This window comes from Streptomyces sp. NPDC033174 (assembly GCF_055577795.1).
This window is the reverse complement of the sequence record NZ_JBVIPQ010000001.1, coordinates 396678-423415: the sequence shown is the minus strand read 5'-3', so window position 1 is coordinate 423415 and position 26738 is coordinate 396678. Positions and strand designations below refer to the sequence as shown.

Annotated in this window: 23 protein-coding genes and 1 riboswitch; of the genes, 17 read left to right on the top strand and 6 right to left on the bottom strand. The window is 70.1% G+C overall.

The window, feature by feature from the left end; all coding sequences use genetic code 11:
* Positions 1 to 66 precede the first annotated feature (66 nt).
* The 4 genes from ctaC to ACZ5VC_RS01985 all read left to right on the top strand — a co-directional run bounded on the left by ctaC (position 67) and on the right by ACZ5VC_RS01985 (position 4527).
* Positions 67 to 1035 carry an aa3-type cytochrome oxidase subunit II gene (gene ctaC / locus ACZ5VC_RS02000; RefSeq protein WP_469118182.1) on the top strand — a complete coding sequence of 323 codons (969 nt, stop codon included), beginning with the start codon at positions 67 to 69 and terminating at the stop codon, positions 1033 to 1035.
* A complete protein-coding gene (gene ctaD / locus ACZ5VC_RS01995; RefSeq protein WP_469118181.1) occupies positions 1032 to 2768 on the top strand; it encodes an aa3-type cytochrome oxidase subunit I in 1737 nt (578 codons plus the stop codon). The genes ctaC and ctaD overlap by 4 nt, the downstream gene beginning before the upstream one ends.
* Positions 2765 to 3163, top strand: a complete 399-nt coding sequence (locus ACZ5VC_RS01990; RefSeq protein WP_469118180.1) for a cytochrome c oxidase subunit 4 — start codon at positions 2765 to 2767, stop codon at positions 3161 to 3163. The genes ctaD and ACZ5VC_RS01990 overlap by 4 nt, the downstream gene beginning before the upstream one ends.
* 110 nt (positions 3164 to 3273) lie before the next feature.
* Positions 3274 to 4527: a L,D-transpeptidase gene (locus ACZ5VC_RS01985; RefSeq protein WP_469118179.1), complete on the top strand. Its 1254-nt coding sequence runs from the start codon at positions 3274 to 3276 to the stop codon at positions 4525 to 4527.
* A 2-nt stretch (positions 4528 to 4529) separates the two neighbouring features.
* Here ACZ5VC_RS01985 and ACZ5VC_RS01980 read toward each other — a convergent pair whose 3' ends face one another.
* Complete coding sequence (locus tag ACZ5VC_RS01980) at positions 4530 to 4931, bottom strand: hypothetical protein (protein WP_469118178.1); 402 nt, start codon at positions 4929 to 4931, stop codon at positions 4530 to 4532.
* 166 nt (positions 4932 to 5097) lie between these two features.
* On the opposite strand from ACZ5VC_RS01980, the gene ctaE reads away from it, so the two are divergent.
* The 6 genes from ctaE to ACZ5VC_RS01950 all read left to right on the top strand — a co-directional run bounded on the left by ctaE (position 5098) and on the right by ACZ5VC_RS01950 (position 12365).
* Positions 5098 to 5718: an aa3-type cytochrome oxidase subunit III gene (gene ctaE / locus ACZ5VC_RS01975; RefSeq protein ID WP_468705068.1), complete on the top strand. Its 621-nt coding sequence runs from the start codon at positions 5098 to 5100 to the stop codon at positions 5716 to 5718.
* 65 nt (positions 5719 to 5783) lie between these two features.
* Entirely contained in the window at positions 5784 to 6593 is an 810-nt protein-coding gene (gene qcrC, locus ACZ5VC_RS01970) for a cytochrome bc1 complex diheme cytochrome c subunit (RefSeq protein ID WP_469118177.1), read from the top strand.
* On the top strand, positions 6590 to 7642 hold the full coding sequence (qcrA, locus tag ACZ5VC_RS01965) for a cytochrome bc1 complex Rieske iron-sulfur subunit (protein WP_468705064.1): 1053 nt from the start codon (positions 6590 to 6592) through the stop codon (positions 7640 to 7642). Before qcrC ends, qcrA begins: the two co-directional genes overlap by 4 nt.
* Complete coding sequence (gene qcrB / locus ACZ5VC_RS01960; protein WP_469118176.1) at positions 7639 to 9267, top strand: cytochrome bc1 complex cytochrome b subunit; 1629 nt, start codon at positions 7639 to 7641, stop codon at positions 9265 to 9267. Before qcrA ends, qcrB begins: the two co-directional genes overlap by 4 nt.
* A 147-nt stretch (positions 9268 to 9414) precedes the next feature.
* Complete coding sequence (gene trpD, locus ACZ5VC_RS01955; RefSeq protein ID WP_469118175.1) at positions 9415 to 10479, top strand: anthranilate phosphoribosyltransferase; 1065 nt, start codon at positions 9415 to 9417, stop codon at positions 10477 to 10479.
* A gap of 114 nt (positions 10480 to 10593) precedes the next feature.
* Positions 10594 to 10711: riboswitch (SAM riboswitch) on the top strand.
* A gap of 220 nt (positions 10712 to 10931) precedes the next feature.
* On the top strand, positions 10932 to 12365 hold the full coding sequence (locus ACZ5VC_RS01950; RefSeq protein WP_469118174.1) for an aminotransferase class V-fold PLP-dependent enzyme: 1434 nt from the start codon (positions 10932 to 10934) through the stop codon (positions 12363 to 12365).
* Between the two features lie 640 nt (positions 12366 to 13005).
* On the opposite strand, the gene ACZ5VC_RS01945 is transcribed toward ACZ5VC_RS01950, so the two are convergent.
* Positions 13006 to 13287: an Lrp/AsnC family transcriptional regulator gene (locus tag ACZ5VC_RS01945; protein ID WP_468705055.1), complete on the bottom strand. Its 282-nt coding sequence runs from the start codon at positions 13285 to 13287 to the stop codon at positions 13006 to 13008.
* Positions 13284 to 14021, bottom strand: coding sequence for a rhomboid family intramembrane serine protease (locus ACZ5VC_RS01940; protein ID WP_469118173.1), 738 nt, complete (start codon positions 14019 to 14021; stop codon positions 13284 to 13286). Before ACZ5VC_RS01940 ends, ACZ5VC_RS01945 begins: the two co-directional genes overlap by 4 nt.
* Before the next feature lie 196 nt (positions 14022 to 14217).
* Between ACZ5VC_RS01940 and ACZ5VC_RS01935 the strand changes: the two genes are divergently transcribed.
* From ACZ5VC_RS01935 to ACZ5VC_RS01915, 5 genes are all read left to right on the top strand, one after another.
* The gene (locus ACZ5VC_RS01935; protein WP_469118172.1) at positions 14218 to 14460 is read left to right on the top strand and encodes a hypothetical protein; all 243 of its coding nucleotides are present in this window, start codon (positions 14218 to 14220) and stop codon (positions 14458 to 14460) included.
* A 68-nt stretch (positions 14461 to 14528) separates the two neighbouring features.
* On the top strand, positions 14529 to 15893 hold the full coding sequence (locus tag ACZ5VC_RS01930; RefSeq protein ID WP_469118171.1) for an NYN domain-containing protein: 1365 nt from the start codon (positions 14529 to 14531) through the stop codon (positions 15891 to 15893).
* A gap of 318 nt (positions 15894 to 16211) precedes the next feature.
* Positions 16212 to 17240: a C40 family peptidase gene (locus ACZ5VC_RS01925; RefSeq protein WP_468705047.1), complete on the top strand. Its 1029-nt coding sequence runs from the start codon at positions 16212 to 16214 to the stop codon at positions 17238 to 17240.
* A 205-nt stretch (positions 17241 to 17445) separates the two neighbouring features.
* Positions 17446 to 18480: a C40 family peptidase gene (locus ACZ5VC_RS01920; protein WP_469118170.1), complete on the top strand. Its 1035-nt coding sequence runs from the start codon at positions 17446 to 17448 to the stop codon at positions 18478 to 18480.
* Positions 18481 to 18496: 16 nt separating this feature from the next.
* Complete coding sequence (locus ACZ5VC_RS01915; protein WP_469118169.1) at positions 18497 to 19723, top strand: hypothetical protein; 1227 nt, start codon at positions 18497 to 18499, stop codon at positions 19721 to 19723.
* 111 nt (positions 19724 to 19834) lie between these two features.
* Here ACZ5VC_RS01915 and ACZ5VC_RS01910 read toward each other — a convergent pair whose 3' ends face one another.
* Positions 19835 to 20359 (bottom strand): PadR family transcriptional regulator, encoded by a 525-nt coding sequence (locus ACZ5VC_RS01910; RefSeq protein WP_469118168.1) that lies wholly within the window; start codon positions 20357 to 20359, stop codon positions 19835 to 19837.
* Positions 20360 to 20435: 76 nt separating this feature from the next.
* Here ACZ5VC_RS01910 and ACZ5VC_RS01905 point away from each other — a divergent pair, with 76 nt between their 5' ends.
* Positions 20436 to 21755, top strand: coding sequence for an MATE family efflux transporter (locus ACZ5VC_RS01905; RefSeq protein WP_469118167.1), 1320 nt, complete (start codon positions 20436 to 20438; stop codon positions 21753 to 21755).
* On the opposite strand, the gene ACZ5VC_RS01900 is transcribed toward ACZ5VC_RS01905, so the two are convergent.
* A complete protein-coding gene (locus ACZ5VC_RS01900; RefSeq protein WP_469118166.1) occupies positions 21719 to 22960 on the bottom strand; it encodes a glycosyltransferase 87 family protein in 1242 nt (413 codons plus the stop codon). The two genes, ACZ5VC_RS01905 and ACZ5VC_RS01900, sit on opposite strands and share 37 nt — an antisense overlap.
* Positions 22961 to 23060: 100 nt before the next feature.
* Between ACZ5VC_RS01900 and ACZ5VC_RS01895 the strand changes: the two genes are divergently transcribed.
* Positions 23061 to 24203, top strand: a complete 1143-nt coding sequence (locus ACZ5VC_RS01895) for a glycosyltransferase family 4 protein (protein ID WP_469118165.1) — start codon at positions 23061 to 23063, stop codon at positions 24201 to 24203.
* A 619-nt stretch (positions 24204 to 24822) separates the two neighbouring features.
* Here ACZ5VC_RS01895 and ACZ5VC_RS01890 read toward each other — a convergent pair.
* Complete coding sequence (locus ACZ5VC_RS01890; RefSeq protein ID WP_469118164.1) at positions 24823 to 26619, bottom strand: AMP-dependent synthetase/ligase; 1797 nt, start codon at positions 26617 to 26619, stop codon at positions 24823 to 24825.
* Between the last annotated feature and the right edge of the window lie 119 nt (positions 26620 to 26738).

Sequence of the window (26738 nt, the reverse complement as noted above, 5' to 3'; positions counted from 1 at the left end):
GGCGGCGCCGACCAGCGAGACGGCCGTAGCCGACCAGCGCGGGCGAGACTCTCGGGAAGGCGCTACGTGAGTCCCAACGGCTCCGACCGCTCGTCGCGGCGCCCGATGCGGCGGAAGCTGCCGCAGGTGCTGACTGCGGGCCTGATCCTGGCTACCGCCTCCGGTTGCTCGTACAACTGGGAAGATTTCCCCCGCCTCGGAATGCCCACCCCAGTGACGGAAGAGGCTCCCCGGATCCTCTCCCTCTGGCAGGGCTCGTGGGCGGCTGCGCTCGCCACGGGCGTGCTGGTCTGGGGTCTCATCCTCTGGGCGGTCATCTTCCACCGGCGCAGCCGTACCAAGGTCGAGGTTCCGCCTCAGACCCGGTACAACATGCCCATCGAGGCGCTGTACACGGTGACGCCGCTCATCATCGTCTCGGTGCTCTTCTACTTCACCGCGCGTGATGAGTCGAAGCTCCTCACGCTCTCCGACAAGCCGGCCCACACCGTGAACGTGGTCGGCTACCAGTGGAGCTGGGGCTTCAACTACGTCGAGAACGTCCCCGGTTCCACCGGCGACGCGAAGACGGACAAGAACCTCAACATGATGCCGGACCGGGTCCTCGAGGACTTCCCGGCGAACGCCGGTGGCGTCTACGACGCCGGCATCCCGGGTACGCGGAACCCGCAGAACGGCAACCCGGGCCCGACCCTGTGGCTGCCGAAGGGTGAGAAGGTCCGGTTCGTCCTGACGTCCCGTGACGTGATCCACTCCTTCTGGGTGGTGCCGTTCCTGATGAAGCAGGACGTCTTCCCCGGCAGCAACGTCAACGTCTTCGAGGTGACCCCCACGCGTGAGGGCACCTTCAAGGGCAAGTGCGCCGAGCTCTGCGGTGTGGACCACTCCCGGATGCTCTTCAACGTCAAAATCGTCTCCCCGGAGCGCTACCAGCAGCACCTGAAGGAGCTGGCGGAGAAGGGGCAGACCGGCTACATCCCGTCGGGCATCGAGATCACGGACCCGGCCCGGAATGCGGAGAAGAACCAACTGTGAGCATCCTCAACGAACCCCAGGGTGCCGCGGCGGCTGAAGACTCGTACGAGAACGAGCTGCCGGTACGGCGCAAGCAGCCGGGCAATGTGGTGGTGAAGTGGCTGACCACCACCGACCACAAGACCATCGGCACGATGTACCTGGTCACGTCGTTCGTGTTCTTCTGCATCGGCGGTCTCATGGCGCTCTTCATGCGCGCCGAGCTGGCCCGTCCGGGTACGCAGATCATGTCGAACGAGCAGTTCAACCAGGCGTTCACGATGCACGGCACGATCATGCTGCTGATGTTCGCGACGCCGCTGTTCGCCGGATTCGCGAACTGGATCATGCCGCTGCAGATCGGCGCGCCCGACGTGGCGTTCCCGCGGCTGAACATGTTCGCGTACTGGCTGTACCTCTTCGGCTCGATCATCGCGGTGGCCGGCTTCCTCACCCCGCAGGGTGCGGCCGACTTCGGCTGGTTCGCCTACTCCCCGCTGTCGGACGCTGTCCGCTCGCCGGGCGTCGGCGCCGACATGTGGATCATGGGTCTGGCCTTCTCCGGCTTCGGCACGATCCTCGGCTCGGTCAACTTCATCACCACGATCATCTGCATGCGCGCTCCCGGCATGACGATGTTCCGGATGCCGATCTTCACCTGGAACGTGCTGCTGACCGGTGTGCTGGTCCTGCTCGCCTTCCCCGTGCTGGCGGCCGCGCTGTTCGCCCTGGAGGCGGACCGCAAGTTCGGTGCGCATGTCTTCGACGCCAGTAATGGCGGCGCCTTGCTGTGGCAACACCTCTTCTGGTTCTTCGGACACCCAGAGGTGTACATCATCGCCCTGCCGTTCTTCGGAATCGTCTCCGAAGTGATCCCGGTGTTCAGCCGCAAGCCGATGTTCGGTTACATCGGTCTGGTGGCCGCGACCATCGGTATCGCCGGCCTGTCCGTGACGGTGTGGGCCCACCACATGTACGTCACCGGCGGTGTGCTCCTGCCGTTCTTCTCCTTCATGACGTTCCTCATCGCCGTACCGACCGGCGTGAAGTTCTTCAACTGGATCGGCACGATGTGGAAGGGGTCGCTGTCCTTCGAGACACCGATGCTCTGGACCATCGGCTTCCTGGTCACCTTCACCTTCGGTGGACTGACCGGTGTCATCCTGGCCTCGCCCCCGATGGACTTCCACGTCTCCGACTCGTACTTCGTCGTCGCGCACTTCCACTACGTCGTCTTCGGCACCGTGGTCTTCGCGATGTTCGCCGGATTCCACTTCTGGTGGCCGAAGTTCACGGGCAAGATGCTGGACGAGCGCCTCGGCAAGATCACCTTCTGGACGCTGTTCATCGGCTTCCACGGCACGTTCCTGGTGCAGCACTGGCTGGGTGCGGAAGGTATGCCGCGCCGGTACGCGGACTACCTCGACGCCGACGGCTTCACCGCGCTGAACACCATCTCCACGATCAGCTCGTTCCTGCTGGGCCTGTCGATCCTGCCCTTCATGTACAACGTCTGGAAGACGGCGAAGTACGGCAAGAAGATCGAGGTCGACGACCCGTGGGGCTACGGCCGTTCGCTGGAGTGGGCGACGTCCTGCCCGCCGCCGCGGCACAACTTCCTCACGCTGCCGCGGATCCGTTCCGAATCCCCGGCGTTCGACCTGCACCACCCGGAGATCGCCGCTCTCGACCAGCTCGAGCACGCCGGCCACGGTGCCAGTGCCCTCGCTGGTGACAAGGAGGCCGGCAAGTGAAGATCCAGGGCAAGATGTTCATCTGGCTGAGCGTCTTCATCCTCGCCATGGCGATCCTCTATGGCGTGTGGTCGAAGGAGCCGGCCGGTACGACGGCGCTCTTCCTGGCCTTCGGCCTGAGCATCATGATCGGCTACTACCTGGCCTTCACGGCCCGGCGAGTGGACGCCATGGCTCAGGACAACAAGGAGGCCGATGTCGCGGACGAGGCCGGTGAGCTGGGCTTCTTCGCCCCGCACAGCTGGCAGCCGCTGTCGCTGGCCATCGGTGGCGCGCTCGCCTTCCTGGGCATCGCCATGGGCTGGTGGCTGCTGTACTTCTCCGCGCCGCTGATCCTCGTCGGCCTGTTCGGCTGGGTCTTCGAGTTCTACCGCGGTGAGAACCAGAACCAGTAGCACCTGCAGTACCGAGAAGGACCCGGACACTCCCCGCGAGGGAGTGCCCGGGTCCTTCGTTTGCAGTCACTCCGCGCGCTGGAACGGGCGAATCTTCATACCGTGAGCTCATGAACCACACGCCGTGCATCCGCACCGTTCTCAGCTGCACCCTGCTGGTCGTCGCCCTGGGCGCGAGTGCCACCGCGTGCGGTGATTCGGACAAGAACCCCCTCTCGGCCTCGCCGTACGACGCGGGCGGGCAGGTGGCCGTCAACACGCCCGCCGGCAGTGCCAAGGCGGACCCCGACAAGCCCCTGGAGGTGACCGCCAAGGGCAAGGAGGGCCGCATCACGGACGTGACGGCCGTGGACGAGGCGGGCCACCGGGTGGCCGGCGAACTTTCCGCCGACGGCAGCCGCTGGCGCTCCACCGCCCCGCTCGCGGCCGGCGCCCATTACACGCTGAAGGTCTCGACCGAGGACAACGACGGCGCTCCTGGCGCCCGTACGCTCACGTTCGCGACCTCCCCGGCCAAGCGGGTCCTCAAAGTCGCATTCGGCCCGCAGGCGGGCAAGTACGGCGTCGGGCAGCCCATCACGGCGGAGCTCAGCCTTCCGGTCAAGGACAAGGCGGCCCGCGCGGTGATCGAGCGCTCCCTGAAGGTGCGCTCCACGCCCAGCGTCGAGGGCGCCTGGCACTGGGCGGACGACAAGAAGCTGCACTTCCGCCCGAAGGAGTACTGGCCCACCGGAGCGACGGTCACCGCGACCAGCCGCCTCGCGGGCGTGAAGGTGGCGAACAAGCTCTACGGATCCGCCACCAAACCCCTGAAGCTCACGATCGGCGACCGCCTCGAAGCCATCACGGACGCGGCGAGTCACCAGATGACGGTCCTGCGCAACGGAGAAGTGATCAATACCATTCCGATCACTACCGGGAAGCCGGGCTTTTCCACCCGTAACGGCATCAAGGTGGTGCTCGGCAAGGAGTACTACGTCCGGATGCGCAGCACCACCGTCGGCATCGCCGCGGGCAGCTCGGACTCGTACGACCTGCCCGTCTACTACGCGACCCGCGTCACCTGGAGTGGTGAATACGTCCACGCCGCGCCCTGGTCCGTCGGCTCACAGGGCTACGCGAACGTCAGCCACGGCTGCACGGGCATGTCCACCAGCAACGCCGCCTGGTTCTACGAGACGTTCGGCGAGGGCGACATCGTCAAGGTCATCAACAGCTACGGCGCCGAGATGGACCCGTTCGGCAACGGCTACGGCGACTGGAACCTGAACTGGGACAAGTGGCGCAAGGGCAGCGCCCTGCTGGCCGGCACACGCGACGGCAGCAGCCCCACCGACCAGGCGAGGCTGCGGCCTGCGATCTAGCGTCAGGCCTGGACGGCCGGCCGGGAGCGCAGCAGGGCCGCCAGCGCGGCCGCGAACTCGACCGGCTCGACGGGGAGGGTCACCGCGGCGTCCGCACGGCTCCAGGTGGCCAGCCAGGCGTCCTGCGGGCGCCCCATCAGCAGAAGTACGGGGGGACAGTGGAAGATCTCGTCCTTGAGCTGCCGGCACACGCCCATGCCGCCCGCCGGCACGGCCTCGCCGTCCAGCACGCAGACATCGATCCCGCCGCCGTCCAGCCGCTCCAGTACCGCCGGGAGTGTCGCGCACTCGATGAACTCGACCGGGGGAACGTCGGCAGCGGGCCTGCGCCCGGCGGCCAGCCGCACCTGCGCACGGGTGTTCGCGTCGTCGCTGTAGACCAGAACCGTGGCGCTCGACTGCATCGTTCCTCCGTGAAGGTCATCAACCGATGCGCCGGATGCTACTCCGTCCCAGGGCGTGTCAACACCGGTTCGGACACCGCTTCGATGGGCCGTTCGGGCTGGACACACGCCCCTGACACTCCGAACGGCACCCCCCGGAGTGAGGGCGGGATAAGCGACCGACATAATGTCGGTCGTGGCGACAGCAACGACAGTAGAAACCGGGCACGCGCACCCGTCGGTCAATCGACCGAACCTCACCAGCGTCGGAACCATCATCTGGCTGAGTTCCGAGCTGATGTTCTTCGCGGCCCTCTTCGCGATGTACTTCACCCTGCGATCGGTGACGGGTGCCGAGTTCTGGGCAGAAAAGGCCTCGGCCTTGAACTTCCCGTTCTCGGCTACCAACACCACGATCCTGGTGCTCTCCTCACTCACCTGCCAGCTCGGCGTCTTCGCCGCGGAGCGGGGCGACGTGAAGAAGCTCAGGGCGTGGTTCGTGATCACATTCGTGATGGGTGCGATCTTCATCGGCGGCCAGGTCTTCGAGTACACCGAGCTGGTCAAGCACGAGGGCCTTTCGCTCTCGTCGGACCCGTACGGCTCGGTGTTCTACCTGACGACCGGCTTCCACGGCCTCCACGTGACGGGCGGTCTCATCGCCTTCCTGCTGGTCCTCGGCAGGACGTACGCGGCCAAGAGATTCACTCATGAGCAGGCAACCGCCGCCATCGTCGTGTCCTACTACTGGCACTTCGTCGATGTCGTCTGGATCGGCCTCTTCGCCACGATCTACATGATCAAGTAGTCGGACCCGAAGTCCGGCACATCCAGCAAGCATCGACGCAGAAGATCCTGACACCGGGGTAATCCGTGAAAAAGCTCTCCGCACGACGACGCCATCCGCTGGCGGCGGTCGTCGTCCTACTCCTCGCGCTGGCGGCCACCGGGGGGCTGTACGCCGCGTTCGCACCTGCGGGCACGGCGAAGGCCGACGAGACCGCCCAGTCCCTCGCCATCGAGGAGGGCAAGAAGCTCTACTCCGTCGGCTGCGCCAGCTGCCACGGAACCGGCGGTCAGGGAACCACTGACGGCCCGAGCCTGGTCGGCGTCGGCTCCGCAGCCGTGGACTTCCAGGTCGGCACCGGCCGTATGCCGGCGCAGCAGCCGGGCGCCCAGGTGCCGAAGAAGAAGGTCATCTACACGCAGGCCGAGATCGATCAGCTCGCCGCGTACGTCGCCTCTCTCGGCGCCGGCCCGATCACGCCGACCGAGGGGCAGTACAGCCCCGACGGCGCGGACATCGCCAAGGGTGGCGACCTGTTCCGCTCCAACTGCGCCCAGTGCCACAACTTCACCGGTGAGGGCGGCGCGCTGACGCACGGCAAGTACGCCCCGAACCTCGAAGGCGTGAGCCCGAAGCACCTCTACGAGGCCATGCAGACCGGCCCGCAGAACATGCCTTCCTTCCCGGACACGACCATGCCGGAGAAGGAAAAGAAGGACATCATCGCGTACGTCAAGGCCGTCAACGGTGAGCAGTCCAAGAACCCCGGCGGTCTGACGCTGGGTGGTCTCGGTCCGGTCCCCGAGGGCCTGTTCGCCTGGATCTTCGGGCTGGGCGCACTGATCGCAGTTGCCATTTGGGTCGCGGCCCACACCGCTAAGGCCAAGAAGTCATGAGTACCCAAGAGATTCCAGAAGAGAACCTGCCCGCTGAGCAGGAGACCGCGCACGGCGCGGTGAAGGTCGCGGACGACCCGTTCGCGGACCCGGGCCTCCCGGCCCACAAGCCGCGCATACAGGACATCGACGAGCGGGCCGCCAAGCGGTCCGAGCGAGCGGTCGCCTTCATGTTCACGCTGTCGATGCTGGCCACCGTCGGCTTCATCGCCTCGTACGTGATCTTCCCGGTCGACCAGATCGTGTACATCTGGCCGTTCGGCCGGGTGAGCGCGCTCAACTTCGCGCTGGGATGGACCCTCGGACTCGCGCTCTTCTTCATCGGCGCGGGCGCGGTCCACTGGGCCCGCACCCTGATGTCCGACGTGGAGATGTCCGACGAGCGTCACCCGATCGCCGCGTCGCCCGAGGTCAAGGCCAAGGTCATGGCCGACTTCGCGGCCGGCGCCACCGAGTCCGCGCTGGGTCGGCGCAAGCTGATCCGCAACACGATGTTCGGTGCGCTGGCGCTGGTGCCGCTCTCCGGTGTGGTGCTGCTGCGCGACATGGGTCCCCTGCCGGAGGAGAAGCTCCGCAAGACCCTGTGGGCCAAGGGCAAGCAGCTCATCAACATGAACACGCATGAGCCGCTGCGTCCCGAGGACGTCGCCGTCGGTTCGCTGACCTTCGCGATGCCCGAGGGCCTCTCGGAGCACGACCACAGCTTCCAGAACGAGATCGCAAAGGCCGCCCTGATGATCGTCCGGCTTCAGCCGGAGGACATCAAGGACAAGCGCGAGCTCGACTGGTCGCACCAGGGCATCGTCGCCTTCTCGAAGATCTGCACCCACGTGGGCTGCCCGATCTCGCTGTACGAGCAGCAGACGCACCACGTGCTCTGCCCGTGCCACCAGTCCACCTTCGACCTGTCCGACGGCGCCCGCGTCATCTTCGGCCCGGCCGGCCACGCCCTGCCGCAGCTGCGGATCGGCGTGAACGACAAGGGCTTCCTCGAGGCGCTCGGCGACTTCGAAGAGCCCGTCGGCCCTGCCTTCTGGGAGCGCGGATGAGCACCGTGAACGAATCAAGCAACAAGAAGGCACCCGCGGGCGAGCGGGTCGCCGACTGGGCCGACGGACGGCTGGGCATCTACAGCCTCGCCAAGGCCAACATGCGCAAGATCTTCCCGGACCACTGGTCCTTCATGCTCGGTGAGATCGCGCTGTACAGCTTCCTCGTCATCATCCTCACGGGTGTGTACCTGACGCTGTTCTTCCACCCGTCGATGAACGAGGTGGAGTACCACGGCAGCTACATCCCGCTGCAGGGTCAGCTGATGTCCGAGGCGTTCAACTCGACGATGCACATCAGCTTCGACGTCCGCGGTGGTCTGCTCATCCGGCAGATCCACCACTGGGCGGCGCTGATCTTCCTCGCCGCGATGTTCGTGCACATGATGCGCGTCTTCTTCACGGGCGCGTTCCGCAAGCCGCGTGAGATCAACTGGCTGTTCGGCTTCCTGCTGTTCTTCCTGGGCATGTTCACCGGCTTCACCGGTTACTCGCTCCCGGACGACCTGCTCTCCGGCACCGGTGTCCGCTTCACGCAGGGCGCGATCCTGTCCATGCCCATCGTGGGCACCTACATCTCGATGTTCCTCTTCGGGGGAGAGTTCCCCGGTGGCGACTTCGTGGGCCGGTTCTACTCGGCGCACATCCTGCTGCTGCCCGGCCTCATGCTCGGTCTCGTGGTCGCCCACCTCATCCTGGTGTTCGTCCACAAGCACACGCACTTCCAGGGTCCGGGCCGTACGAACAAGAACGTCGTCGGCATGCCGCTGATGCCGGTCTACATGGCCAAGGCGGGAGGCTTCTTCTTCCTGGTCTTCGGTGTCATCGCGGTCATCGCCGCCATCGCACAGATCAACCCGATCTGGGCCATGGGCCCGTACCGTCCGGACCAGGTGTCCACCGGCGCCCAGCCCGACTGGTACATGGGCTTCGCCGAGGGTCTGATCCGCTTCATGCCGGGCTGGGAGATCAACCTCTGGGGCCACACGCTCGTCCTGGGCGTGATGATCCCGCTGGTGCTCTTCCCGCTGGTGCTGGGCGCGATGGGGGTCTACCCCTTCATCGAGTCCTGGATCACGGGTGACAAGCGCGAGCACCACATCGCCCAGCGCCCGCGCAACGCGCCGACGCGCACCGCGTTCGGTGTCGCGTGGATCGCGGCGTACATGATCATGCTGATCGGTGGTGGAAACGACCTCTGGGCCACCCACCTCCATCTGTCGATCAACTCGATCACCTGGTTCGTCCGGATCTTCTTCATCGCCGGGCCGGTCATCGCGTTCATCGTCACGAAGCGGATCTGCCTGGGTCTGCAGCGGCGTGACCACGAGAAGGTGTTGCACGGACGCGAGTCCGGCATCATCAAGCGGCTGCCGCACGGCGAGTTCGTGGAGGTCCACGAGCCGCTCAGCGAGGGAGACCGGTTCAAGCTCACCGCGCACGAGCAGTACGCGCCCGCCGAGCTCGGCCCGACGGTCGACGAGAACGGCGTGGAGCGCAAGATCTCGCGCACGGAGAAGCTGCGGGTCAAGCTCAACAAGAGCTACTACGGCGAGGGCAGCCAGATCGCCAAGCCCACCGCCGAGGAGTACCGGGAGATCACCAGCGGCCACGGCCACCACTGATCACCTTCCCCCTGGGGCTTCGCCCTGGGGGGACCCCAGAAGGTCGCCACGGCAGGAGCCCCGTCCATTCGCTGGACGGGGCTCTTTGCCGTCCCCCGCGCTCGATAGGGTGGAGACACCCTTATCCGTATGGACCCAGGAGCGACCATGAGCGCTGTGACCCCCGCTGGAGGACCTACCACGGCGGGCCGCTCCTGGCCGGCCGTACTGGAGGGACTGCTCACCGGACGCGACCAGAGCGCCGAGGACACCGCCTGGGCCATGGACCGCATCCTGCGCGGCGAGGCCACCGATGCCCAGATCGCCGGCTTCGCGGTGGCGCTGCGGGCCAAGGGCGAGACCGTCGAGGAGATCTCCGGGCTCGTACGCACCATGTACCAGCACGCCCGCACCATCGAGGTGCCCGGGCCCAGCGTCGACATCGTCGGCACCGGCGGCGACGGCGCCAAGACCGTCAACATCTCCACGATGTCCGCGATCGTCGTCGCGGGCACCGGCGCCAAGGTCGTCAAGCACGGCAACCGTGCCGCCTCCTCGGCCTCCGGCGCCTCGGACGTCCTGGAGAAGCTCGGCGTCAATCTGGAGCTGACGCCGGCGCGGGTCGCCGAGGTCGCCGAGGAAGCCGGGATCACCTTCTGCTTCGCCGTGAAGTTCCACCCGGCGCTGCGCCATGTCGCGGCGGCCCGCAAGGAACTCGGCATCCGGACCACCTTCAACTTCCTCGGGCCCCTCACCAACCCGGCCCGGGTCAAGGCGCAGGCCACCGGTGTCGCCGACGAGCGGATGGCGCCGATCATGGCCGGAGTGCTCGCCGAGCGCGGCTCCAGCGCGCTGGTCTTCCGTGGCGACGACGGCCTGGACGAGTTGACCACGACGGCCACGTCACGCGTGTGGGTGGTGCGGGACGGGGCGGTGCGCGAGGAGGCCTTCGACCCGAGGGACGTCGGCATAGAGCTGGTGCCGGTGGAGGCGCTGCGCGGCGCCGACGCCTCGTACAACGCGGATGTGGCCCGCCGGCTGCTCTCCGGGGAAACCGGGCCCGTACGGGACGCGGTCCTGCTCAACTCGGCGGCGGCGCTGGTCGCGCTCGCCCCGACGGAGGCGCCGCTGGCGGAGCAGATCAGGGCGGGGATGGCGAAGGCCGCGGAGTCGATCGACTCGGGAGCGGCCCGCGCGGCGCTGGAGCGCTGGGTGGCCGCGAGCAACGCCTGAGGACGCGCGGTTCGCGCGGTGCGCGGTGCCGATCGGCGGCGCGTGCGGGGGCGCGGTCCCAGATTCTGGACCGCGCCTTGCGCGTTTCCTCTCGTATGGCAAGATGCTCCCCAAGGTCATGAGTGACAGCGATTACGGCCCCGGCTCGCTGTCCGGCAACCCTCCGTCCGTGGCGGGGTGCCCCGGGTGAAGACCAGGCCGTAGGCAGCAAGGTCTACGGCAAGCGCGGGCCCCTGGACATCGTTCGATGTCACAGCCCCTGGGGTCCTGGTCCTCAAGGGAGCAGTCTCGTGAGCAAGCGAATGCGATAGGGCTTCGAAAGCCCCTCCTTCAGCACACCCTCCATGCGGCGACTCGGCCGTGTGTTGAGGCAACCCCCGTATGCGGCACGGCCGTTGATCTGCCGCGCGGGTTCCTGAAGCCGTTCACCATTCCTGCCGGGAGATACCGCCATGTCCGCGTACCCGAACGCCGCCACCTCCACGTCCTCCTCTTCCTCCGCCGACGCCGGTGACCCCTGCTGCGCCGCGCCGCTGCCGGTCCTCGGCCGCGATGTCACCGTGCCGCTCGTGACGGGTGGCGAGGTCACCTACGCCGCGCTCGACTACGCCGCCAGCGCCCCGGCCCTCCAGCGGGTGTGGGACGACGTCGCCGCGTACGCCCCGTACTACGGCAGCGTGCACCGGGGCGCCGGGTACCTCTCACAGCTCTCCACCGACCTCTTCGAGAACAGCCGTGTCACGGTCGCCGAGTTCCTCGGCTGCCGCCCGGGCGACCAGGTCGTCTTCACCCGGTCGACGACCGACTCCCTGAACCTGCTGGCCGCCGCCCTCCCGGCCGACTGCCAGGTCTTCGTCTTCGAGACCGAGCACCACGCCTCGCTGCTGCCGTGGGGGTCCCCCCACGCCGCAGGGCGTAGGGGGAAGGACGCGCGGGTGACGTACCTCAGCGCCCCCCGTACGCCGGTCCAAGCGGTCGAGACGCTGGAGCGGGCGCTCGCCGACCGTGACCCGTACGGCCCCGCGCTGGTCTGTGTCACCGGAGCGTCCAATGTCACCGGTGAACTGTGGCCGGTGCGGGAACTGGCCGCCGCCGCGCACGCGCACGGCGCCCGGATCGTCCTCGACGCGGCGCAGCTCGCGCCTCACCACCCCGTGGACATCGCCGAGTTGGACGTCGACTGGGTCGCCTTCTCCGGGCACAAGCTGTACGCGCCGTTCGGGTCGGGCGTCCTCGCGGGCCGTGCGGACTGGCTGCAGAGTGCCGAGCCGTACCTCGCGGGCGGCGGTGCGTCGCGCAAGGTCGCGCGGCGGACGGACGGGGGCGTCGACGTCGAGTGGCACACGACGGCGGCCCGGCACGAAGCCGGTTCGCCGAACGTCATCGGTGTGTACGCCCTCGCCTCCGCCTGCAAGACGCTGACCGAGGCCGGCTTCGACGGGCTCGTGGAGCGTGAGCAGCACCTGATCGCGAAGGTCCGCGAGGGGCTCGCCGAGGTCCCGGAGGTCAGGGTCCTCTCGCTCTTCGGCGACGACGCGCCGCGCGTGGGGGTCATCTCGTTCGTCGTCGACGGGTGGAACAGCTCGCACTTCGCCGCGGCGCTCTCGGCGGAGTACGGAATCGGCGTCCGTGACGGTCTCTTCTGCGCGCACCCGCTGGTCCGCACGCTGCTGGGCAGCGACCCGCAGGACATCGGCGAGTGCGGGGCGCCGGAGGCTGAGCCGGGTGGCGCCCCCGCGCTGAACGCGCTCCGCGTGAGCTTCGGGGCGGGCACGCCGGACGAGCACGTGGAGCGGTTCGTGGGCGCGGTCAAGGAGCTGGTGCGGGAGGGTGCGAAGTGGAACTACCGCACGGAGGACGGCCGTTGCGTCCCGGCCCGCGGCTGACCCCCACGACGCCGGGTCCCCCGTCCGAGTGAACGCACCCGGCGGGTGCGCGGAGTGAGCAGAGGTACGGGTCCTCCCGTGGGGCGTCCCGCCGCCCGGCGGGTCCGCCCGCACACCGTCCGAGGATGCGGCCGGCGCCGCGCCGCCCGGTTTTCCCACCGCGCCGCCCGTGCGGGAGATGGGGCAGAGGTACGGGTTTTCCCGTGGGGCGTCCGCCGTCGGCGGCCGGCCGCCGGTGGGCTCCCGCACGACGTGCGGGGATGTGGCCGGCACGACGCCGCCTGCGGCTGCGATCGGGCTGCCGCCCGCCCGGGGTTGGCACTGAGCTGAGGCGGTCTCCCCGCGGGGGTGTCCTGGCGGCCGGCCGCCGGTGGGCTCCCGCACGACGTGCGGGGATGTGGCCGGCACGACGCCGCCTGCGGCTGCGATCGGGCTGCCGCCCGCCGTGGGATGGCACTGAGCTGAGGCGGTCTCCCCGCGGGGGAGTCCTGGCGGCCGGCCGCCCGGTGGGTCTGCCCGCACGATGTCCGGGGATGCGGCCGGCGGCCCGCCGCCCGGTGTTTCCCGCCCGCGCCCGCCCGTGCGGCAGAACCCGAGGCCGGGGCCCCCGGCGCGATCCGGTCTGCCGCCCGCCCCAGGGCTACGCGTCGAGGCCGATCGCGAACGCCGCCTCCAGGTCGTGCTGCGAGTACGTGCGGAACGCGACATGCGTGTCCGTCGCCTCGACGCCCGGGATTTTGCTGATCATGCCCGGGATGACGTCCGCCAGGTCGTCGTGCTTGGCCACCCGCACCATGGCGATCAGGTCGTACGTGCCGGTGACGGAGAACACCTCGCTGACACTGTCCAGCGCGGCGATGGACTCGGCGATCTCGGGGATCCGGTCCACGCTGGTCTTGATGAGCACGATCGCGGTGATCACGGCTGGCTTTCTCCCTCGGTCGCCGCGGCTTGGGCCTTCACTCTAGCCCCACCCCGGAGGCGTCCCCAGGCGTAGAGGAAGCCCAGCCCGAAGCCCACCAGATGCGCCAGATAGGCCACACCCGGGCCCGTCCCCGCGCTGCGGGCCGCCAGCCACTGGAGGACGAACCAGAAGATCAGCACGATCCACGCGGGGAAGCGCAGCGGCAGGAAGAAGAGGAACGGGAAGAGGCTGGTCACCCGGGCCTTCGGGAAGAGGCGCAGGAAGGCGCCGAGGACGCCCGAGATCGCGCCGGACGCCCCGACGAGGGTCTGCTCGGAGGAGGCGTGGGCCACCGCGTACGCCAGGAGCGCGAGATATCCGCAGCCCAGGCAGAAGAGCGCGAACCGCGCCGGACCCATCCGTTCCTCGACCATCGCTCCGAAGACATGGAGGAAGAGCATGTTGCCGAGCAGGTGCAGCCAGTTGCCGTGGACGAAGAGCGCGGTGAAGGGTGTCAGAAGCGCCCTCGGGTCACCGCCCAGCAGCTCCGCCGGCACCACGCCCCAGCGCCGGAAGTAGTCGTCCTGAGCCGCCAGCAGCGCGTCGCCGGTGCCGTACCCCGGATTGAGGCCGGACGCCGGGCTCACCAGGAAGATCAGACAGCACGCGCCGATGAGGCCGTAGGTCACGGTGGGCCCGTTCACCACGTTCCGGGCCAGGCGCCGCCAGTCGATTCCCCGATGATCGATCATGAACAGATCATGGCGTAACCGGACCGAGCCGGACAGAGTGCCTCGCCGTGCCAACGGGTACCCTCCCCCGAGCTCCGCTCCGTGCGAGCAGGGGGGACCCCCATGCCCGTAGGGTGACGGGCAGTACATCCGCAGTTCGACGGCGCACCGCGGCTCCCGCACCTGGCACGAGCGCACCATGAAAGAGGACGGACCGATGACGACGGTTCCACAGCCGACCGCCGAGACCCGCTGGCGCTGCACGCTCTGCGGCAATCTGACCCGCTTCGACGTGACCCGCTCGTCCAAGGTCGTCGAGTACGTCCATCTGGACCTGGCCGGTGAGCCGACAGTGGAGGAGCGCGAGGTGGTCAGTGAGACCATCGAGTCGGTCCGCTGCCGCTGGTGCAACGGGGTGGACCAGATCGAACTGGTGGACAGGCCGGGCTCCGCCTCCTGAGGGGGTTCCTGCGGGAATCCCGGGGAAGCGGCCCGGTAGGACGAGGACGGGTAGTGGGGTGACGGATCGTGGAGCAGCCGGAAAGCGGCGGTGAGCCGGCCGGACGGGCCGACGACGCCGCCGAGGCGCTCGACCGCCCGCTGCCGGAAGGCGTACGGCGGCGGGTCGTCGCGCTGGTCTCGGACGCCTTCGGCGGTCTGACCGTCGCCGAACTGCCGCCCCCGCTGCGACAGTACGCCCGTTTCACCCCGACCCGCCGGGCCAAGTTCGCGGGAAACGCGATGGCGGCCGCGCTGGAGAGCGATCCGCTGTTCCGTCAGCGGATCGGCGAGCGGCTCAAGGAGGCGCAGCCGGAGCTGGTGGGGGCCGTCGAGGCCGGTTCCCCGCCCGCGGCCGCCGACCCCGTCGATGTGGCCGCGACCGCGTATGTGCTGCGTCCGGCCGGCTGGGTCAAGCTGGTCGCCGCGGCGGGCGAGGAAGCCCTGCGGGCGGACGCCGAGCGCGCCGACGAGGCGGGCCGGCGTGAGCTGGAGCGGCTGCGCGAGGAGCTCGCCGAGGCCCGGACGCAGACCCGCACCGAGACCGAGCAGCTGCGTACGGAACTGGAGGCGGCCCGCAAGGAGGCCGAATCGCTTCAGCGCAAGCTGCGCAGCGCCCTGAGCGACGTGAAGCGCGGTGAGGCCGCCCTGCGCCGCACTCACGCCGACATCGACGCCATCAAGGCGGAGGCCGCGTCGCACGTGTCCGCCGCGGAGAGTGAGACGCGCCGCCTCAAGGCCCGTCTGGGCGAGGTCGAGGCCGCCCTGGAAACCAGCCGCCGGGCCGCCCGTGAGGGGCGCTCGGTGGAGGACATGCGCCTGCGACTGCTCCTGGACACCGTCCTGGACGCGGCCCAGGGGCTGCGCCGGGAGCTGGCCCTGCCGCCCGTCTCCGTCCATCCCGCCGACACGGTCGACGCGGTCGAACCGGGCCGGATGTCGCCCAAGGACATCGCCGCGCGCGCCCTGTCCGAGACGGACCCCGCCCTGCTCGACCAGCTGCTGGCGCTGCCCCAGGCCCATCTGGTCGTGGACGGCTACAACGTCACCAAGACCGGCTATCCGACGATGCCCCTGGAGAAGCAGCGGCTGCGGCTGCTCGGTGGCCTCTCCGCGCTGGCGGCCCGCTCGGGCGCCGAGGTCACCTGTGTCTTCGACGGGGCCGAACTGGCCGCTCCCGTCCTGCTCGCGCCGCCGCGCGGGGTGCGGGTGCTGTTCTCCAAGCCCGGTGTGACGGCGGACGAGCTGATCCGCCAGCTGGTACGGGCGGAGCCGCCGGGCCGGCCCGTGGTGGTCGTCTCCACCGACCGCGAGGTCGCCGACGGTGTGGCCAAGGCCGGTGCCCGACCTGTGGCGTCCGCCTTGTTGCTGAAGCGGCTTTCGCGCGCATCCTGATATTCGTAACTCATGGGCTCAATGCCCGAATTGAGGAAACGTAACGTCAAGTGCTCATTACTACGCGTGTGATCTGCGGAAATAATGTGTCGCGTGGGCAAGATTTTTCGCGTGAGGATTTGAACTGATCACAAGATGGTCACTAGGGTCAGGGCTCAAACCTTCGCGCGGTTGATCATCCATCCGGGATGGCAGCGAAGGAACCGCCTGATTCGTGCAGTTCGGCCCGATTACGGGGGGAGCCGGACACCTTGCACGGAGCCGGGGTATCGACCCCAACGGCCCGGTAGGCGGCTGAGGAAGAAGGAGCTCGCCTTCGTGGCGTCCCACCGTCGTCCCAAACAGCCGAGCCGCACCCGTGTGACCGTGCTCGGCGTGACCGCCGCCGCGGCTGTCGCCCTGACCGCCCAGACCGGAGCTCAGGCCGCCCCCAAGCCGAGCAAGGACGAGGTCAAGTCCAAGGTCGACAAGCTCAACCACGAGGCGGAAGAGGCCACCGAGCAGTACAACCTGGCCGACGAACGACGCGAGAAGCTGCAGAAGGAAGTCAGCGCCCTCCAGGACAAGGTCGCCCGCGGGCAGGCCGAGCTCAACACCATGCGCGACAGCATCGGTTCGGTGGCCAGCGCGCAGTACCGCTCCGGCGGCATCGACCCGGCGATCCAGCTCTTCCTCTCCTCCGACCCGGACACCTACCTCGACAAGGCGTCCGCGATCGACCAGCTCGGTGCCAAGCAGACCGAGGTGCTCCAGTCCATCCAGGCCAAGCAGCGGACGCTCGCCCAGCAGCGCGCCGAGGCGACCGCCAAGCTCGCCGACCTCGAGGACGTCCGCAAGACGCTCGGCGAGAAGAAGAAGGCCTTCCAGGGCAAGCTCGCCGAGGCCCAGAAGCTCCTCAACACCCTGACCGCCGCCGAGCGCGCGAAGATGCGCGACGCCGAGCAGCGCGCCAGCCGTGACGCCGGTGACCGGGTCGAACTCGGCAACGAGGTCCCGGCCTCGCAGCGCGGCGGCGCCGCGCTCTCGGCCGCCGCCACCCAGATCGGCAAGCCGTACGTCTCCGGCGCCGAGGGCCCCAACTCGTACGACTGCTCGGGTCTGACGCAGTGGGCGTACCGCCAGGCCGGTGTGGGCATCTCCCGGACCACCTACACCCAGCAGAACGACGGCGTGAAGATAGGCCGCAGCCAGCTCAAGCCCGGCGACCTGGTCTTCTTCAACAGCCTGTCGCACGTGGGTCTCTACGCGGGCAACAACACGATCCTGCACGCGCCCCACCCGGGTGCTTCGGTGCGCTACGAGAAGATGGACTACATGGGTACGTTCCAGTTCGGCGTACGCATCTGACCCGTCCGGCCGTCCCGACACCTGCGGACCCGACGCCCAATCGGGCGAATTACCGCACCCTTCGCTGACGTGACGCCCCGCTGGTGACCTGTGGTCTCCGGTGGGGCGTCACTGTGCGTGCCCGCGACCCTCGTTGGTGAGGCCCTGGTCAACGGCTACTGTCTGCGGCGCACCAGCCTGCGTACAGCTGAAGGGAGCGCGGTCAGTGGCGTCCCACCGTCGGCCCTCGCCGGCTTCGGGTCTTTCCCGGAGCGCGAAGGTCACCGTTCTGTCCGCCGCCGCGGCCACGGCCGCCGCGGCCCTCGGCGCCGTACCGGCGACCGCGGACCCCCGCGACACGGCCGAGGCCACCAAGGCCGGTGTCGACCGGCTCTTCGAGGAGGCCGAGAAGGCCACCGAGAACTTCAACAAGGCCGACGAGCGCGCCGACATGCTGCGCGAGCGGGTCGCCCAGGCGCAGGACGGCCTGGCACGCGGACAGGAGCGGATCAACCGGATGCGGGGCGCGCTCGGTTCGCTCGCGGGCGCGCAGTACCGCTCGGGCGGCATCGACCCGGCGCTCGCGCTGTTGCTCTCCTCCGAGCCGGACGACTACCTCGAGCGCGCCTCGGTCCTCGACCGGATCACCGCCCGGCAGGCCGGCGCGCTGCAGGAGCTCCGCGCGGAGCAGCGGCGCCTGGGCCAGCAGCGGACGGAGGCCGGGCGCACCCTCGCCGAACTGGAGCGCAGCCGGGCCGAAGTCGCCCGCCACAAGCGGACCGTCGAGGCCAAGCTCACCGAGGCGCGGCGGCTGCTCGACGCGCTCCCCACTCCCGAGCGCGAGGCCTTCGACCGGGCGTCCCGGTCCGGGCGGGACGGCTTCCTGCCCCCGCTCTCCGACTCGCCCGCGGCCTCGGCCCGGGGCGCCGCCGCCGTGATGGCCGCCCGGCAGGCCCTCGGCAAGCCCTATGTGTGGGGCGCCACCGGCCCGTCCGGCTTCGACTGCTCCGGCCTGATGGTGTGGTCCTACCGGCAGGCGGGGGTCGGGCTGCCCCGGACCTCGCAGGCCCAGCGGTACGCGGGGCGGCAGGTGCCGCTGTCCGAGGCGCGGCCGGGCGACCTGGTGACGTACCGCAGCGACGCGAGCCATGTGGGCATGTACGCGGGCAACGGGCAGGTGATCCACGCGCCCTACCCCGGCGCGGCCGTGCGCTACGACCCCGTGGGGATGATGCCGGGCGCCACGGTGACCCGCGTCTGACCGTACGATCGGAGGCGTGGCAGGCCAGGGGCGTGGAGTGGTGCGGCGGTGCGCGGGTGTGTGCCTGTCGCTCCTCCTCGTCGGCGTGGCCGGCTGCGCGGCCCCCCCGGTGCCGCAGGACACCGGCACCCGCGAGATCCAGGCACTGCTCGACCGGCGCGCCGCCGCCGTCCTCTCCCACGACCCGGACCGCTACCTGGCCGCCCTCGACCCGGCGGCGCCGGCACTGCGGGCGTCCGGCGCGAGGGAGCTGTCGAACCTCGCGGACGTGCCGCTGAGTTCCTGGTCCTACCGGCTCACCGAGGTGGAGCGGACCGGTGACCGCGTCACCGCCCGGGCCGACCTGAGTTACCGCCTCCAGGGCTACGACACCGGTCCGGTGACCGTCGGACGCGTGCTCGACCTGGCCCGGCGGGACGGCCGCTGGTACGTGACCGCCGACCGGCCCGGCGACAACTCCCCGCAGCAGCTCTGGCAGCAGGGCGACATCGAGGTCGTACGGGGACGGCACAGCCTGGTCCTCGGCGTCGGCCAGAGCACCGAACGGCTGCGCGGGATCGCGGCGGTGGCGGACGAGGCGGTCCCCGCGGTGTCGGCGGGGTGGCCGCGGACGTGGGCGGGACGCGTGGTCGTCCTGGTGCCGGCCTCGCTCGCGGCGATGGGCGGGCTGCTCGGGGCGCCGGCGGCCGGGTATCGCGGCATCGCCGCCGTCACGACCGGCGAGACCGGCGGGGCGCCGGACGCGCCCGCGGACCGGGTGATCGTCAACCCCGAGGCGTACGCGGTCCTCGGGGGCTTCGGACAGCGCGTGGTGCTCACCCACGAGACGGTCCACGTGGCCACCCGCGCCTCCACCTCGGGCGCGACTCCCATGTGGCTGTCGGAGGGGTTCGCGGACTGGGTCGCCTACCGGGGCAGTGGCCGCAGCGCGGTCCAGACCGCCCCCGAGCTGCGGGCCGCCGTCCGCTCGGGCGAGACCCCGGCTGCGCTGCCCACGGACGAGGACTTCGCCTTCGGCGGTGACGCGGACGCCCTGGCTCGCGCGTACGAGAGCGGCTGGATGGCGTGCGAGCTGATCGCCGAGCAGTGGGGGGAGGCGCGACTGACGGCGTTCTACCGGGAGGTGGGAACGCACCGGGGTCGCGCGGGCGCGGTGGAGAAGGCGCTGCACACCGTGCTGTCGACGACACCGGAGGCGTTCACGGCGAAGTGGCGGGAGTATCTGCGGGAGCGCCTGGGCTGAGGGGGTCTCGGGACCCCTCGGGCCTCGGCGACTCCTCGGGCCGCCGGCGAGTCCTCGGGCTCGTGGAACCGCCCCGGCCCGGCCTCGGGGAGCTGGCTCGGCCGGGCCCGCTCACGCCTCCAGGGACGCAATCGCCTCCGTCAGCCACTTCTTCTCCGCCGTGCCCGTCGCGCGGGCGATGCGGAGCATGCCCTGGCGGAACGGATCGCCTTCGTCCTCGGCGCGGACCGGCGTGCCGTCGCGGTAGAAGAAGCTCGCCGGAGTGTGCAGGAACTCCTGGCGGCGGCGCAGGACGGCCGCCTGCTCCGCCCGGTCCGGAAGGTGGCCGAGGAAAGCCAGCAGGGTGAAGAAGCGCTGGCCGTCGGTGATCTCGGCGTCCTTGGGGGCGCGCAGCCGGTTCAGCAGCTCCTCGCGGCCCGCGTCCGTGAGGGAGAGCGTGCGTCGGGGGGCCGCACCCCGGCCCGGCTCGGTGTGCTGGGTCAGCAGGCCGGCCTTCACGAGACGGGTGATCGCGGGGTAGAGCGCCCCGTCGCTCACGGGGCGCACATGGCCGCTCAGCCCCTGGATGCGCTCCTTCAACTCGTAGCCGTGCAGCGGGCCTTCGTACAGGAAGCCCAGGATCGTCAGCTCCAGCAACCGTCTCTCCTTGTCTCGACCGTCGTCGCCATGCTACCTCTTTTAGAGATATCTCGAATCGAGGTAATGGGGGATCGTGGTGTCTCACCGCAAACGGCTCGTCTCGCTTGCGTTTCCGGTCTACTTCGAACTGCTCGCCGGCGTCGCCGCCGGCGTCATCAACATGGTCTGGGTCGCCCGCCTCGGCGGGGCCGCCCTGGCCGCCGTCGCCGTCGCGACCAATGTGGAGAACCTGCTGCTCGGCGTGATCCTGATGGCAGGGTCCGGTACCACCGTGCTCGTCGCCCGCGCCCGGGGCGCCGCGAGCCCCGGAGCCGTACGGGCAGCCGTGGGCGGTGGCTGGGCGCTCTGCGCGCTCCTCGTGCCGCCCGTCGCGATCGGGGGCCTCCTGCTGAGAGAACCCCTCGCCCGTCTGGTCCTCGGCGGCGCCGACCCGACCGCCGTCGGACTCGCCGCCGGCTACTTCGCCGTGTCACTCCCCGGTACGGCCGTCTTCTTCGCCACGAACGTCCTCGACGGCATCCTCAAGGGTGCGGGCGACACCCGCACCCCCATGCGTCTCGCCTTCCTCGCCAACGGCCTGATCCTTGTGCTCGACCCGCTGCTGATCCAGCAGTACGGCGTCCGGGGCGCCGCCGTCGCCACCGTGGCCGGCCGCTGTGCCGCGCTCGCGGCCGGACTGGTCGTCCTGCGCCGCAACCCGCTGCTGCGCGCCGCCGCCCAGGCGCCGCCCACCGAGAGGACGGCCGCCGCCCTGCGCCGTACCGCCGTCACCGGACTGCCCATGTCCGTCGACTTCGTCGTCCGGATGGCGGGGGCCCTCACCCTGGTCGCGATCGTCGCGCGGCTCGGCACCACCCCTGTCGCCGCCTACGGCGTCGCCACCAAGGCCATGTACGTGGCCACCATGGCCTTCTACTCCGTCCGCCAGGCCGCCGCCATCCACACCGCCCATCTGCTGGGATCCGGACGCGACGAGCGGCGTGCCGTCGGCCGCGAGGCCCTGCGCGTCTCGGGCACGCTGGGCGTGGCGGCCGCAGGACTGCTGCTGACCGGCGCCCCCTGGGTGATGCGCGCCTTCGGCGCCGGGCCCGAAGTGGCCGCGGCGGGCGCCCTGTTCCTGCGCTGCCTCGGCCCCTACCTCGTCCTGCTCGCCTGCTTCATCGGACTCGCCGGCGTCTTCGAGGGCACCGGCGGCAGCTCGGTGCCGGCCAGAATCACCGTCGCCGGAGTGCTCGTCCAACTCCCGCTCGCGTACGCACTCGCGGGACTCGGCCTGCCCGGGATCTGTCTTGCGACGGGCCTGGCCATGGCGGCGCAGTGCGCGGCCCTCGGCGTGCTGTACCGGCGTACTGGACGTCAGGAGCCGAGCAGGGTCCTGTCGCGGGTCGGCTGAGCCGGCACCCGCTCCTGGATCCGGGCCCGGGGTTCGGCGACGGTCTGCTGCCACAGCACCCGGCAGGCCGACAGCGAGGCGGCGACGAGGAGTCCGTTGCGCAGCAGCAGAAGCGCCAGACCCAGCGGGTCGCTGTCCACCACATGGGAGAACCAGACCGGGAACTCGAACTGGGTCACCGCCGTCGCGGCCACCACCAGATGTGCGGGCCGCCGCATCCTGCTCGACCGGTGGATCAGGCACACGGCGGCCAGGCCGACGAGCCAGATCATGTACTGGGGGCTGATCACCCGGCTCGTGGTGGTGAACAGCAGCACGGCCACGAACGCCGCGTCGCACACCGTCGTCGGCCCGAACGCCCGCGCCCTGACCCGCCACAGCAGCAGCCAGCCGAAGGCGGCCACGGTCAGCGCCAGAGCGGCCGTACTGACCAGCGGGACGTACGGCCCGAGGAACTCGACCGAGCCGTAGTTGAGCAGCACCCGCCCCTCCCAGCCGAGATGGCGCGCCACATGGAAGACCAGCGAGCCGAGCGACTCCACCTCGGTGCCCCGGTCGCGCTGGAAGGTCAGGAACGCCAGCGCGCCCGGCATGGCCGCCGTGCACAGCAGCAGCAGTCCGGCGGCCGTACCCGCCGCCGTGGACCAGGAGCGGAAGGTCGCGCGGCCGCGCGGGGTGCCCGCGAGCAGGAGCACCGGCCAGACCTTCAGCATCGCGCCCACGCCGGTGAGAAAGCCCAGCACGCGCGGGCTGCGCCCCGCGGCGAGCAGCGCCGCCACGGCGAGCGCGGTGACCATCAGGTCGTAGCGGGCGTACGAGGTCGGTCCGAGCAGCGGGACGCCCACGATCCAGACCCAGGCGCCCCGCATGGACCGGCCGGGACGTTTCGCCGTGTACATCAGCAGCCCGAAGACGAGCACGTCGCAGAGGAAGGCCAGGACGAAGAACGCGGAAGCGTAGTCGAGGAACGGCAGCAGCGCGGGGGAGAGCACGGCGGCCGCGGCGGCCGGCGGGTACTGCCAGGTGACGTCGTTCAACGGATAGGTGCCGGTCTTCAGCACCTCGTACCAGCCCTGGTAGATCACCGAGATGTCACTGGTCACATCCGGGCCCGGCACGACGAGGACCTTGAAGACACACAGGAGCAGTACGGCCCTGGTGAGGCCCCACACCAACAGCGGTCTTATGCCCGTTGCGCCGGTCATGCCTACCTCGTCCTCTTCATCCGTGGTCCCGGGTGTCGCGATGTCGGGCGGGTTGTGCCCGGGCCATCGTGTGGGGTCGTTCGGTACTGTCGGCGGTGCGATGCACAAGACCTTGATCGTAACCAACGACTTCCCGCCGCGTCCCGGTGGCATCCAGGCTTTTCTGCACAACATGGCGCTGCGCCTGGACCCCGAGCAGCTCGTCGTCTACGCCTCGACGTGGAAGCACAGCCGTGAGGGTATCGAGGCGACCGCGGCCTTCGATGCCGAACAGCCGTTCACGGTGGTCCGGGACCGGACGACGATGCTGCTGCCGACCCCCAGGGTCACCCGCCGTGCGGCCGCGCTGCTGCGCGAGCACGGCTGTGAGTCCGTCTGGTTCGGGGCGGCAGCGCCGCTCGGACTGATGGCGCCGGCCCTGCGCAGGGCCGGTGCGCGCCGGCTGGTGGCCACCACCCACGGCCACGAGGCCGGGTGGGCCCAGCTGCCCGCGTCCCGGCAGCTGCTGCGGCGGATCGGCGAGGGCACGGACACGCTCACCTACCTCGGTGAGTACACACGCTCGCGGATCGCCGCCGCGCTCACGCCCGAGGCGGCCGCCCGCATGGTGCAGCTGCCGCCGGGCGTCGACGAGAAGACCTTCCACCCGGCCTCGGGCGGCGACGTCGTCCGCGAACGGCTCGGCCTGGCGGACCGTCCCGTCGTCGTCTGCGTCTCCCGCCTGGTGCCGCGCAAGGGCCAGGACACCCTGATCCGGGCGATGCCCGCGATCCTGCGGCGGGTGCCGGACGCGGTCCTGCTGATCGTCGGGGGCGGACCGTACGAGAAGGACCTGCGCGCCCTCGCCCGGACCACCGGCGTGGCCGCGTCCGTGCGCTTCACCGGCGCGGTCCCCTGGGAGGAACTGCCCGCGCACTACGGCGCCGGTGACGTCTTCGCCATGCCCTGCCGCACCCGTCGCGGCGGTCTGGACGTCGAAGGGCTCGGCATCGTCTATCTGGAGGCCTCGGCGACCGGACTCCCGGTGGTCGCGGGCGACTCGGGAGGCGCCCCCGACGCCGTGCTGGACGGGGAGACCGGCTGGGTCGTGAGCGGCGGGTCGCCCGAGGAGTCGGCGGACCGCGTGGCCACCCTGCTCCTCGACCCGGAGCTGCGGCGGCGTATGGGGGAGCGGGGCCGGGAGTGGGTCGAGGAGAAGTGGCGCTGGGACCTCCTGGCGGAACGCCTGAAGGCGCTGCTCTGACACCGACCGGCCTGATGCCGAACGCCTCGAATCCGGTCGCCTGGACGCGGGTCGCCTGACGCCGATCGTCCCAAGGTCGGCCGCCTCCGAGCCGGGCGCCGGGACGCGGGCTGCCGCGACTGCGGTCGCCTCCGAGCCGGTCGCCTCGACGCCGGTCGCCTGACGCCGACCGGCCTGATGCCGGTCGCCTCGACGCCGGTCGCCTGGACGCGGGTCGCCTGTTGTCGAACGCCTCGAATCCGGTCGCCTGGACGCGGGTCGCCTGTTGTCGAACGCCTCGAATCCGGTCGCCTGGACGCGGGTCGCCTGACGCCGACCGGCCTGATGCCGAACGCCTCGACGCCGGTCGCCTGGACGCCGGTTGCCGCGACTGCGGTCGCCTCGGAGCCAGTCGCCTCGATGCGGACCGGCCCGAGGCGTCTCGGCCCGGCGCCGATCGCCCCGGTGCCGACCGCCTCGACGCGTGTCGGCCCGACGCAGCCTGTTCCGGCACCGTCTGCCGTGGCACCGGTGACGGGACCCCGGTCGGCGGGACGCACAGGGGGCCGGGGCATCCGCCCCGGCCCCCTGGACCAGCCATGCACCCGGCCACGGCCCGAGGGCCGGCCGAGGTCCGCGCCTACGCGCGGTAGAGACCCTCGATCTCGTCCGCGAAGTCCTTCGCCACCACATTCCGCTTCAGCTTCAGAGACGGAGTGATGTGGCCGGCCTCCTCGGTGAACTGGGAGGTCAGGATGCGGAACTTGCGCACCGACTCCGCCTTGGAGACCGCCGCGTTGCCGTCGTCCACGGCCCGCTGGACCTCCGCCAGCAGATCGTCGTCGTCGCGCAGCGACGCCGCCGTCGAACCGGACGGCTTGCCGTGCTCCGCCGCCCACCGGCCGAGGAACTCCTCGTCCAGCGTGACCAGAGCGCCGACGAACGGACGGCCGTCGCCCACGACCATGCACTCCGCGACCAGCGCGTGCCCGCGGATACGGTCCTCGATCACCGCGGGGGCGACGTTCTTGCCGCCCGCGGTCACCAGGATCTCCTTCTTCCGGCCCGTGATGGCGAGGTACCCGTCCTCGTCCAGCGTGCCGATGTCACCCGTGTGGAACCAGCCGTCGGCCAGCGCCTCGGCGGTCGCCGTCTCGTTCTTCCAGTAACCGCTGAAGACGTGCTCGCCGTGCAGCAGCACCTCGCCGTCGTCCGCGATCCGCACGACCGAGCCGGGCAGCGGCTGGCCGACCGTACCGATCTTCTGGCGGTCCCACGGGTTGAAGGCGGTCGCGGCGCACGACTCGGTCAGGCCGTAGCCCTCGAGCACGGTGAACCCGATGCCGCGGAAGAAGTGCCCCAGCCGCTCGCCGAGCGGCGCTCCGCCAGAGATCGCGAACTCGCCGCGACCGCCGAGGACGGCCCGCAGCTTGCTGTAGACCAGCTTGTCGAAGACCTTGTGCTTGAGCTTCAGGCCCAGCGGCGCGCCCTGCGGCGTACCGATCGCCCGGCTGTACGCGATGGCCGTGTCCGCGGCCTTGTCGAAGATCTTGCCCTTGCCGTCGGCCTGCGCCTTGGCGCGCGCCGAGTTGTAGACCTTCTCGAAGACGCGCGGCACACCGAGGATCAGCGTCGGCCGGAAGGAGGCCAGCTCATCGGTGAGGTTCTTGATGTCCGGGACGCAGCCGAGCTTGATCGGCGCCATCACGGACGCGATCTCGACCAGCCGGCCGAAGACGTGCGCGGCGGGCAGGAAGAGCAGGACCGAACACTCGCCGGTACGGAAAAGAGGCTTGAGGCGCTCGACGACATTGCCGCACTCGGCGAAGAACGCCCGGTGCGTCAGCACGCAGCCCTTCGGTCGGCCGGTGGTGCCCGAGGTGTAGACGATGGTCGCGATGTCGTCCGCGTGTGCCGCCGACATCCGCTCGTCGAGCAGCTCGTCGGAGATGTCGGCGCCGGTCGCGGTGAGCTGGGCCACCGCGTCGTCCTCGATCTGCCAGACGCCCTTCAGCTCCGGCAGGTTCGCCTGCACCGAGGCCACGGCCTCCTGGTGCGCGGAGGACTCCACGAGGGCGACCGAGGCGCCAGAGTCCCCGAGGATCCACTGGATCTGCTCGGCCGAGCTGGTCTCGTACACCGGCACGGTCACCGCGCCGGCGCTCCAGATCGCGAAGTCCAGCAGCACCCACTCGTAACGGGTGCGGGACAGCAGGGCGACCCGGTCACCGGGCTCGATGCCGGCGGCGATCAGCCCCTTGGCAGCGCCGCGGACCTCGGCGAGGAACTGCTTGGCGGTGACGTCCGTCCAGACGCCGGCCACCTTGCGTCCCATCACGGCGACATCTGGGTGCTGAGTGGCATTGCGGCGGATCAGATCCGTCAGGTTGCCGTCCGTGGGGACCTCGTACAGGGCCGGAAGGCTGAACTCGCGCAAGACTGCTGCTCCTCATCGGGCTCCGGCGCCACGGCTCTGTGTGATGCACCGGCTGCGGTCCAAGATCGGGCAGGTGCTCGGTGGGGGTGAGCACGACTGGACTGCCCGGACGTTACCCA